General features: G+C 40.4%; 9 protein-coding genes and 2 pseudogenes. 9 read left to right on the top strand and 2 right to left on the bottom strand.

The window, feature by feature from the left end; translation table 11 throughout:
• The first annotated feature begins 39 nt into the window (after window positions 1–39).
• The 5 genes and pseudogenes from carA (at window position 40) to IQ228_RS13890 (ending at window position 4,585) form a co-directional block, all read left to right on the top strand.
• Complete coding sequence (gene carA, locus IQ228_RS13910; RefSeq protein WP_027401412.1) at window positions 40–1,185, top strand: glutamine-hydrolyzing carbamoyl-phosphate synthase small subunit; 1,146 nt, start codon at window positions 40–42, stop codon at window positions 1,183–1,185.
• A gap of 275 nt (window positions 1,186–1,460) precedes the next feature.
• Entirely contained in the window at window positions 1,461–1,814 is a 354-nt protein-coding gene (locus tag IQ228_RS13905; protein ID WP_035081402.1) for an STAS domain-containing protein, read from the top strand.
• A gap of 263 nt (window positions 1,815–2,077) precedes the next feature.
• Window positions 2,078–2,557, top strand: coding sequence for a ribonuclease III domain-containing protein (locus IQ228_RS13900; protein ID WP_193963193.1), 480 nt, complete (start codon window positions 2,078–2,080; stop codon window positions 2,555–2,557).
• A gap of 827 nt (window positions 2,558–3,384) precedes the next feature.
• Window positions 3,385–4,170, top strand: a pseudogene (gene rlmB / locus IQ228_RS13895) (23S rRNA (guanosine(2251)-2'-O)-methyltransferase RlmB); the annotation flags it as partial.
• Window positions 4,171–4,282: 112 nt separating this feature from the next.
• Window positions 4,283–4,585 carry a DUF1816 domain-containing protein gene (locus tag IQ228_RS13890; RefSeq protein WP_027401408.1) on the top strand — a complete coding sequence of 101 codons (303 nt, stop codon included), beginning with the start codon at window positions 4,283–4,285 and terminating at the stop codon, window positions 4,583–4,585.
• Between the two features lie 66 nt (window positions 4,586–4,651).
• Here IQ228_RS13890 and IQ228_RS13885 read toward each other — a convergent pair whose 3' ends face one another.
• Complete coding sequence (locus IQ228_RS13885) at window positions 4,652–5,494, bottom strand: alpha/beta fold hydrolase (RefSeq protein ID WP_027401407.1); 843 nt, start codon at window positions 5,492–5,494, stop codon at window positions 4,652–4,654.
• A gap of 276 nt (window positions 5,495–5,770) precedes the next feature.
• On the opposite strand from IQ228_RS13885, the gene IQ228_RS13880 reads away from it, so the two are divergent.
• Together IQ228_RS13880 and IQ228_RS13875 are read left to right on the top strand one after the other, a co-directional pair.
• A complete protein-coding gene (locus IQ228_RS13880) occupies window positions 5,771–6,172 on the top strand; it encodes a thiol-disulfide oxidoreductase DCC family protein (RefSeq protein WP_027401406.1) in 402 nt (133 codons plus the stop codon).
• 102 nt (window positions 6,173–6,274) lie between these two features.
• A complete protein-coding gene (locus IQ228_RS13875) occupies window positions 6,275–6,415 on the top strand; it encodes a DUF4351 domain-containing protein (RefSeq protein WP_193963192.1) in 141 nt (46 codons plus the stop codon).
• Window positions 6,416–6,907: 492 nt separating this feature from the next.
• Here the strand turns inward: IQ228_RS13875 and IQ228_RS13870 are convergent, their stop codons facing one another.
• Complete coding sequence (locus tag IQ228_RS13870) at window positions 6,908–7,654, bottom strand: DsbA family protein (protein ID WP_193963191.1); 747 nt, start codon at window positions 7,652–7,654, stop codon at window positions 6,908–6,910.
• Window positions 7,655–7,870: 216 nt separating this feature from the next.
• Here IQ228_RS13870 and IQ228_RS13865 point away from each other — a divergent pair, with 216 nt between their 5' ends.
• Both IQ228_RS13865 and IQ228_RS13860 read left to right on the top strand, forming a co-directional pair.
• Window positions 7,871–8,641 (top strand): pentapeptide repeat-containing protein, encoded by a 771-nt coding sequence (locus IQ228_RS13865; protein ID WP_027401403.1) that lies wholly within the window; start codon window positions 7,871–7,873, stop codon window positions 8,639–8,641.
• Window positions 8,642–8,764: 123 nt separating this feature from the next.
• Window positions 8,765–9,196: pseudogene (locus tag IQ228_RS13860) on the top strand (ATP-binding protein); the annotation flags it as partial.
• Window positions 9,197–9,401: the final 205 nt, after the last annotated feature.

The raw sequence follows: 9,401 nt of genomic DNA, 5'->3' as shown, positions 1-9,401 counted from the left end.
TGTATAAGAGACAGCCCCTACCCCCTGCCCCTCTAACCTATGTCCTTATCTGACGCAGTACCTGCTCTACTTGTCCTAGCAGATGGCTCTACTTATCGTGGTTGGTCTTGCGGTGCTACAGGAACCGCCATTGGCGAAATCGTGTTCAACACTGGTATGACCGGATATCAAGAAGTGTTAACCGATCCCAGTTACTGTGGTCAAATCGTCATTTTTACTTATCCCGAGCTAGGAAACACTGGTATTAATTCCGAAGACGAAGAATCAAATCAACCCCATGTTAAGGGAGCGATCGCTCGCAATATATGTCATAAACCTAGTAACTGGCGTTCCACCCAATCCCTACCCAACTACCTGCAACAGCACCACATTCCCGGTATTTACGGCATAGATACCCGCGCCCTCACCCGGAAAATTCGGATGTTTGGGGCAATGAATGGCGGCATTTCCACCGCAATTCTCGACGAAACAGAATTGTTAGAAATGGTACAAGCAGCACCCAACATGACAGGCTTAAACCTAGTCAAAGAAGTCACCACACCAACCGTTTACGAATGGATGGAAGCCACAGCCACCCCTTGGGAATTCAACCCCGAAGCCATAGCTAAAATTAGCGAAACCTTCACCGTCGTCGCCCTAGACTTTGGAGTCAAGCGGAATATCTTACGCCGTCTCGCCAGTTATGGATGTCGCGTCATAGTTGTTCCTGCCGATACACAACCAGAAGAAATTCTCAAATACAATCCAGATGGTATTTTCCTCTCCAACGGACCAGGAGACCCCGCCGCCGTCACAGAAGGTATCAACACCACCAAAGCCTTACTAGAGAGCCAAAAGCCCATATTTGGCATTTGTATGGGACACCAAATTTTAGGTCATGCCCTGGGAGCAGAAACCTTTAAACTAAAATTTGGACATCGCGGTTTAAATCAACCTGCTGGCTTACAAGAAAGAGTGGAAATTACCAGCCAAAACCACAGTTTTGCTCTGAACCCAGACTCCTTACCCACAGCCACAGTTGAAATCAGCCATTTGAACCTCAATGATCTGACCATAGCTGGAGTCCGTCACAAGACCCTACCTGTGTTTTCTGTCCAGTACCACCCAGAAGCCAGTCCTGGACCCCATGATGCCGATTACTTATTTGAGCAGTTTGTCCTAAAAATGCAAGCAGCACGGCAATAAATTTTAGATTTGGGATTGCCGATTTTAGATTGAACTCGCATTTTACATTCACAAACTTGGATTCATGCCAGCAGGGGTAAAGCATAAACCCCAAAAAATCTAAAATCTAAAGTCTAAAATCTAAAATTCCCAGGTGATGATGGACATTGGTAATTAGTAAAAAATTTTGCCAGTTTCCAACATAGACAAATTGCTCAAAAACCATCTATACTAGAACGTTTACTTTTAGTAAAAAGAACGAGGAGAAAATCATAGCTGAACCACTAAATCTAACCGTGAGCCTGAGAGGTACACGCGAAGTCCGCGATAGCTGTCAGCTATTACGCCTCACAGGTTTATTAGACGCTTTCTCTGAGCCGACATTCACTAAAGTAATTGGCAGTAAAATTGAAGAAGGCCCAAAAAACATTATTTTGGATCTCTCACGCATTGACTTTGTGGATAGCTCTGGCTTAGGTGCGCTTGTAAGACTAGCCAAACTGGCTAAACCTGAATCTAAAAGTGAAGGCAGTTTCCAAATTGTCACTAATGCTCGTGTCACCCAAACGGTTAAGCTTGTTCGTTTAGAAAAGTTTCTCTCCCTACAAGTTTCAGTTGAGGCAGCCCTAGAAAACATCCCAGCAGATTGATTGCTTGAATGGAAAATCTAAATTAAGCTATCCGATGTCAAATCTGGATAGCTTAATTTTTGGATTACAGTAGAAGTTAAGAGTCTCTTTCCGTATGGCTTTTACCTCAGGTTCTGGATCTCATTCAACTACACACCGCCATCTCAAAGAAGAACCCCCATTTAATGTATTATGTTGAGAGTTAAATATAATTTAAGTTGTTTTAGATAATGACGGCAAAAATTGTCTCCCGATGTAGTGCTTTTTTAAGGAATGATTAATCTGTGAAGTCCAAGGAGGAAACAGGCGAACACGAAGAAGATGAAACCGCTACACAGCATTCATCAGATATTTACCCGTGGTTGGTAAATGCGACGCAACTACCCCAGCAAATATCCCCAGCCCAAATAAAACAGATATCTCCTTCAGCATTAGCCTACTTGGGGGACGCAATTTACGAATTATATGTTAGAATGGTTTATCTGTGGCCACAACAACGATTGGAAAATTACCATCGTTCCGTAGTGGATCAGGTAAGAGCAGAAACACAAGCGATACATTTGCGAATGTTAACTCCTTACTTGAGGAGTAACGAATTAGAAATTGTTCGCAGAGGTCGTAACTCTGCTACGAGTCGTCATAAACGACTAAATCCCGAAATTTATCAACAGGCAACTAGTTTAGAAACCTTAGTTGGCTACCTATATCTTACTGATTACCCCCGTTTAACCGAGCTATTACAAAAACTTCCCCTAGAGAAATAGTGAGAAGCTACATCTGGCGATTGTTACTGATTTGTAATTGTTCATTAAATTAATGTCATCGGGCTGTTCACTCATTTAAATCAAATCTCAATACTGTTATGACAAGTCAACCAAAGAAAAATCATTCCGGCGGACAACCAAAACGTGGTCAGCCAGTAAAAATTAAGGGTAAGCGCGTTGTGCCTCAACCTAGCCGTAATCAAGGCAAAAGTGATGGTAAACCCCTTTCCGTTAAACCCCGGACATCTCGCTATGCTTCTGAACCATCCCCAGAGGTTAGAGGAGACAGAGAAGGTAACTCCTATTCTGCAAAACCTCGGACATCTCGCTATGGTTCTGAACCATCCCCAGAGGTTAGAGGAGACAGAGAAGGTAAATCCTATTCTGCAAAACCCCGCTCTCGCTACGGTTCTGAACCATCCCCAGAGGTTAGGGTAGACAGAGAAGGTAAATCCTATTCTGCAAAACCCCGCTCTCGCTATGGTTCTGAATCATCCTCAGAAGGTAGGGGAGACAGAGAAGCTAAATCATTCTCAGTTAAACCTCGGACATCTCGCTATGGTTCTGAATCATCCTCAGAAGGTAGGGGAGACAGAGAAGGTAAATCATTCTCAGTTAAACCTCGGACATCTCGCTATGGTTCTGAACCATCCTCAGAAGGTAGAGGAGACAGAGAAGGTAAATCATTCTCAGTTAAACCTCGGACATCTCGCTATGGTTCTGAACCATCCTCAGAAATCACCTTAGCAAATGAAGGTAAATCCTTCACCAGTAGATATCGTCCTTCTTATCAGTCTTCCCAGCAACTTCCAGAAATTACATCCACAGAAGAGACTGATTTAATCTATGGTCGTCATCCAGTTTTGACGGCGTTGGAAAATGAACGCAGTATTAACCGTCTCTGGATTACTACTCGTCTTCGTTATGATCCCAGATTCCATCATTTGATTTTACAAGCCAAGGATAATGGCGCAGTTATTGATGAAGTTGAACCAATACGGTTAGACCAAATTACTGGTCGCGCTAACCACCAAGGCATAGCGGCTCAAATTGCCCCTTATACCTATATTGAATTAGAAGACCTCATTGCTAAGTCTAAATCTATTACTGATCCTGTCATTGTAGTTGCTGATGGTATTACTGATCCCCATAATTTAGGGGCGATTATTCGCACGGCGGAAGCTATTGGCGCTCATGGTTTGGTGATACCCCAAAGAAGAGCAGCGGGAATTACTTCTACTGTTGTAAAAGTGGCAGCAGGTGCATTAGAAACCTTTCCTGTATCTAGAGTTGTCAACCTGGGTCGCGCTTTAGAACAGTTAAAAGAACAAGGCTTTTGGATTTATGGAACTGCGGTTACAGGTAGCGAACCATTACAAAGTGTTAAGTTTAGCGGACCGGTGGTTTTAGTTGTGGGTGGTGAAGGCGAAGGTCTGGGGATGTTAACACAACGTTCTTGTGATGTTTTGGTGTCCATTCCCTTACAAGGTAAGACTCCTAGCCTCAATGCTTCAGTAGCAACTGGTATGGCACTTTACGAAATTTATCGTCAAAAATCGCAGAATACACTGTATCTTGATAAACTACAGACAATTGCTTTGAAAAAACAATAGTACAAAAGCTGATCTCGTGGATATTTGTCTACGAAATCAGCAACTGTAAAAGACAATAAATTTAATCTATTTGCACACGCCCAGTTATCACGTTTATAAATCGGCGAAAACTATGACAACGATTTGGCATAACTTCCAAGAGAGGTTAATTAGTACATTCAATGGACTCGGTCTTGCTTGGTGGGTAGAAGTTGTTACACAAAATCCCAGTTGTACATACTACTTCGGTCCATTTTTCAGTTCTGCGGCAGCTACTAAAGCCAGTAATGGCTATGTAGAAGATTTGGAAATTGAAGGGGCGCAGGGAATTATAGTGAATATCAAACGCTGTAAGCCTACTGTTTTAACAATTGCTGAAGATTTGGGGGAATGGATTGACCGTAAAGTAAAGCCTGTCTTTAGCGGTCAAAATTAGTCTAATTACCAATTCCAGAGGCTGTTATCGTTCCCAGGCTAATCCTGGGAACGAGTTATGCCTAATTTAAACTTTCATGATTTGGGGGTTAATGGCTAACCAATTGTCAATGTCTCCTAATAACTGTTGGGGTATTTCCCAAGGGAAAAGATGGGCTGTGTTGGGGTAACATTGCCATTGGGAGTTGTGAATGTGTCGGGCTGTTTCTAAACTGGCATCAGCGGTAATGTGGCGATCTTGTTCACCAGCAAGCACTAGGCTGGGACATTGGATTTGCCAAAGGTCTGGGGTGCGATTATAACCTGCTCTAATGGCACTGTAGAGGGCATTTGTGGCGGCTGATGAGGTTTGTAAGTAGGCTGGTAGGGCATCCCTAGCTATGTAATTGTAAGCTGTGGATGTGTGTTGTTGAATCAAGTAGCGAAAGAGCGATCGCTTGCCAAAAGTATTAATATTCCATTCCCAACTGGGTTTTATATAGTTTAATATACCAGCAATTCCTGTATAAATATTGTCTTGCCAAGAAATTCGGGGATGATTGCCCCAAGGTCTAGCGGCTGTGGCTACTAAAATTAAGCCTGTGATGCGTTGGGGTAGACGCATGGCTAGTTCCATCGCTAAAATGCCTCCTAGCGACCATCCCAATACTAAGCATTTTTCTATTTTCAACCGATCTAATAAGGCTTCTATGTCGTCTAAATGGTCTTGCATTTCAAATTTACCCTGAAACCGACTTTTGCCGTATCCGCGTAAATCTGGGGCAATAGTTTGGTAGCGTTGTGATAAATGATTGGTGAAGATGGCAAGGCTACGTCCCGAACCAGGATGACCATGTAAGCCCAGGATGGGAAATCCTTGACCTTGGGTGTAGAAGTGAAGTGGTACAGTTCCAGATGTGCTATTTCCCATAAATACCTATTGTATAGCCAATATCAGGAATTAAGTAATTGGACAAAAATAGTTACAGTCATTGCGAGGGAAGGGAAGCAATCACCAGGGTTGTGATTGCTTCATTTCACTTCGTTCCATATGGCTAACGCAATGACATTGTGTAATTAATTCTGTCTCACTACTCAAGCGATCGCACTGTTATTTCTGACAAAGAAACCTTTACACCTTGACGCTGTAATTCTTAGAGGAAAAGGTTATAGTTTGCTTATATTAACAATTCAACAAATTCTTGAAATGAAATACTACGTAATTTATGATGGACAGTGTAACCTCTGTGTAAATGGAGTACGTATATTAGAAAGTTTAGATCAAGGAAAACTGTTTAATTATGTTCCCATGCAAGATAAAGAAACATTATCAGGATGGGGGATTACGCCCCAAGATTGTGAGCAGGGCATGATTTTAATCAATGCTGAACAACTTTCACAACGTTGGCAGGGTAGCGATGCCATTGAAGAAATTGGACGGTTGTTACCTACAGCGGGCTTTGTTGATATTTATCGGGGCTTACCTGGCATGAAATGGTTAGGCGATAAATTCTATGAACAAATCCGTGATCATCGTTATACCCTATTTGGAAAACGTGATACTTATGAATCTGTTTATTGTGTTGATGGTAGTTGTAAAAACAATTAACCCGCTTAAAAATTTCATACTGCGATAGCGATCGCGCTGCTGCAAGCAGTTCGCTTTGTTTATCCTAGACCTGATATTACTCAAACCCGGTTTTATCAAGAGGTGTTAGAAATTGGTGAGAAAAAAGGTTTACAACAAGGCGTGCAACAAAGAGAAGCAAATTTCACTATTCGTTTACTAAAACGCCGTTGTGGTAATTTAACTGCTATTCAAGAGCAAAAAGCAAAAAGTGCGTTTGCGTAGCATTCCGTAGGAATCGCTCTCCATTTCTCAATAATTTAATCCAGGGTTTACACTTAAATTAAGAGAATTTTAAGTAGGTTGGCGTTGAAAATTGTCGTTATGGCAAGGCAAAAGGCAAGAGGCAAGAGGGTTTGGGCGATTTTACGTTTCTTTACACAGTTTGGTTTTATTGTGTTCACCTACTTATCTTATTTTTTTCAAAATGAGAATTACTGATCTGTTGTAATCTTGTTTGCTATTAAATGTAAAGTATGATCGGGCTAATATTTGATTTGTGGGAATCCCCCATTAATTTATTCTGACTACTGACTCCTGCTTCAATAAAATAGGAATTGAGAAGCGAAAAGTTATCCTCATCACTTCTCATAAGACTACTCCTTACACTTACTGTAATTAGAACACTTAATTAATAAGTGCCACCTCTAGCTAAAGGTGCAGATTTATTGGCAATAACCATGAAACTGGTATAAAATATTGCCAAACCATCAGATTTTATTGTTTACCTTGCAATATTTCTTCTACTTCTGTGAGTTTTACAGGTCCAGCAAAATTTGGACTGGTGATAATAAAAGATGGTGTACCACCTAATCCTAATTGTTGGGCTAATAATAGGTCTTTTTCGATGGATTTATTAGCTAATTTGCGATCATTGTCAAATTTTGTGAGGTTTAAATTGAGCTTTTTGGCAATATCTAAATATAAAGTCTCACCCAATTGTTTCTGATTGGTAAACAGGGCATCATGATATTCCCAAAACTTACCTTGTTTATATGCTGCTGTAGCTGCTGTAGCTGCGGGTAATGCTTGATCATGAATTTGATAAAGGGGAAAATGTTTATAAACTAAGGTGAATTTATTCGGATATTTTGCCAATAAATCTTTGAGTGTTTGATGTGCTTCGGCACAATAAGGACATTCAAAATCTGAAAATTCTATTAATACCGTTTTTGATTTGGTTGCACCAATTGTGGGAGAATCACCAATTACGGATTGAGGATTTGCTTGAAAATTATTGATAAATTCTTGCCGTGATTTTTGGATATTCTGTTGCTGTTGCTGCTGATATGCTCCCACAGATTCAATAATTATTTCTGGGTGTTTGCGGATAATTTCTAGAACTTGTTTTTCTAGTTGGGGGTCTATTTTAGTCTCAGCTTGGACGGGAAGTGACCAGCTTAATATCAGACAGATCAAGCTAACAATTGCTAAATTGCGAAAATGAGTAAAAATTTTGAACATTTGTCAAAGATAGATAACTAGCAATGTAATTTTATCAAGTAGCGGAGAAAACAGCAGTTGTAAAAATTATCTCTATGTCTTTTATCATTATCAGTATTATTGGTTTAAACTTGGCTGAATAGGGAAGAGATAGAGGGGTAGGGAGCAGGGGGAAATAATTACCAACTGACAACTGACCACCTAAACCAAAAACTTGGATTAATACAAAAATAAATTATGAACAGTAAAATTTTGGCAACATCTGTATTTTTACTCAGTGTGAGCTTATCAGGTGCAGTTCAAGCTGCAAGTTATGAGGATATTAGGCAGTTATTGGCAAATAAAAAGTGTCCAAAATGCTTTCTTGGTAACGCTGGATTAGTCATGGCTGATTTAGCTGGGGCAAATTTAAACGGTGCTAATCTTGTGGGTGCTAATTTAAGTCGGGCAAATTTAGCCGGTGCGGATTTGCGGGGTGCAAATTTAAGCGGTGCAAGTTTATTTGGTGTGAATTTAAGTGAGGCTAAACTCAGTGGTGCAAATTTAACTGGTGCTGATTTAAGAGATACCTATTTAATGAATGCTGAATTGAAAGGTGCGAATATTACAGGTGCAAATTTTCAAGGTGCGGTAGGAATACCTTCGCAAATTGCTAAATCAGAGGATTTTTATGCTTGGGGTGTAGCAGCGGCAGAAAAGGGAAATCTTAAACCAGCTATTGATTATTTTAGCCAAGCGATCGCTCTTAAACCAGACTATGCCGGCGCATATTTAGCCCGTGGTATTGCTAGTTATCAAAGTTTAGACAGACAAAAGGCCTTACAAGATGCCCAAATAGCAGCAGAATTATTTGAAAAAGACAAAAATACCGAAGGATTGAAAACAACGCAAGCTTTTATTACAGAATTAAAAACGCCTTACTCAGAAACAGTGAGTGCGGGTAAACCCAGCTTTATGGACTTTGTAGGGAGTTTAGGTTCAGTCTTATTACAGTTTTTCCCCTTCTAGTCCCCATTTTATCCAGAAAATTAGGTTTAAAAGCCTTTTCTAATTACTTAAAAACAAGTATTATTGCTAGTAAGGATACTTAATCACTACCAAGACAATCATACTACTGACAAGATGGATACTAGAGCATTTCCTAATTTAGCCCCAGAAGACCGCTTAAATAAAATTACCGACATTTTTGATACTCCAGCAACTTTAGACCGTTTGTGTCAGGTTAGCGGTGGTCATGTGCGCGATATTTTAAAGTTATTAAACCCCTGGATTATGAAAGATAAAAAATTTCCTCTCCAGGGTAATACTTTAGAGCAGATTATTCGTGAACGACGTAATGAAATGTCTTTACCTATTTCTGCTGAAGAATGGGAATTATTACGCCGTGTCAAAGAAACTAAAGAAGTTAGTGATGATCAAGGATATCAGAAATTAATCCGCAGTAGATTTGTCTTTGAATATCGAGATCAAGGTGAATTATGGTTTGACGTAAATCCGATTTTAGCAGAATCGGAAAAATTGTCTGAATCAGGATTTGCAGGATTAAAGGATTTGCAGGATTAATATTTTGTCTGATAGCGTAGCGTGGCGTTAGCCATATCAGGATATCCAGGATTTAAGAATTAACAGGATTTATATTTCGTCTGATAGCGTAGCGTGGCGTTAGCCATATCATGATTTCCAGGATTTAAGGATTAACAGGATTAAGGTATATATATCATAGCCCCCTCCTCGCTTGCGGGGAGGGGGTTGGGGGTGGGGTTCTTAC

The sequence above is a fragment of the Dolichospermum sp. LEGE 00246 genome, from assembly GCF_015207865.1.
In the GTDB taxonomy this organism is placed as follows: domain Bacteria; phylum Cyanobacteriota; class Cyanobacteriia; order Cyanobacteriales; family Nostocaceae; genus Dolichospermum; species Dolichospermum heterosporum.
This window is presented reverse-complemented; position numbering and strand designations above follow the sequence as displayed.

Bases quoted from the DNA above. Each gene is read 5' to 3' on its own strand.
- carA (WP_027401412.1), top strand. From the start codon at position 40: ATGTCCTTATCTGACGCAGTACCTGCTCTACTTGTCCTAGCAGATGGC.
- IQ228_RS13890 (WP_027401408.1), top strand. From the start codon at position 4,283: ATGACAACGATTTGGCATAACTTCCAAGAGAGGTTAATTAGTACATTC.
- IQ228_RS13885 (WP_027401407.1), bottom strand. From the start codon at position 5,494: ATGGGAAATAGCACATCTGGAACTGTACCACTTCACTTCTACACCCAA.
- IQ228_RS13880 (WP_027401406.1), top strand. From the start codon at position 5,771: ATGAAATACTACGTAATTTATGATGGACAGTGTAACCTCTGTGTAAAT.
- IQ228_RS13870 (WP_193963191.1), bottom strand. From the start codon at position 7,654: ATGTTCAAAATTTTTACTCATTTTCGCAATTTAGCAATTGTTAGCTTG.
- IQ228_RS13865 (WP_027401403.1), top strand. From the start codon at position 7,871: ATGAACAGTAAAATTTTGGCAACATCTGTATTTTTACTCAGTGTGAGC.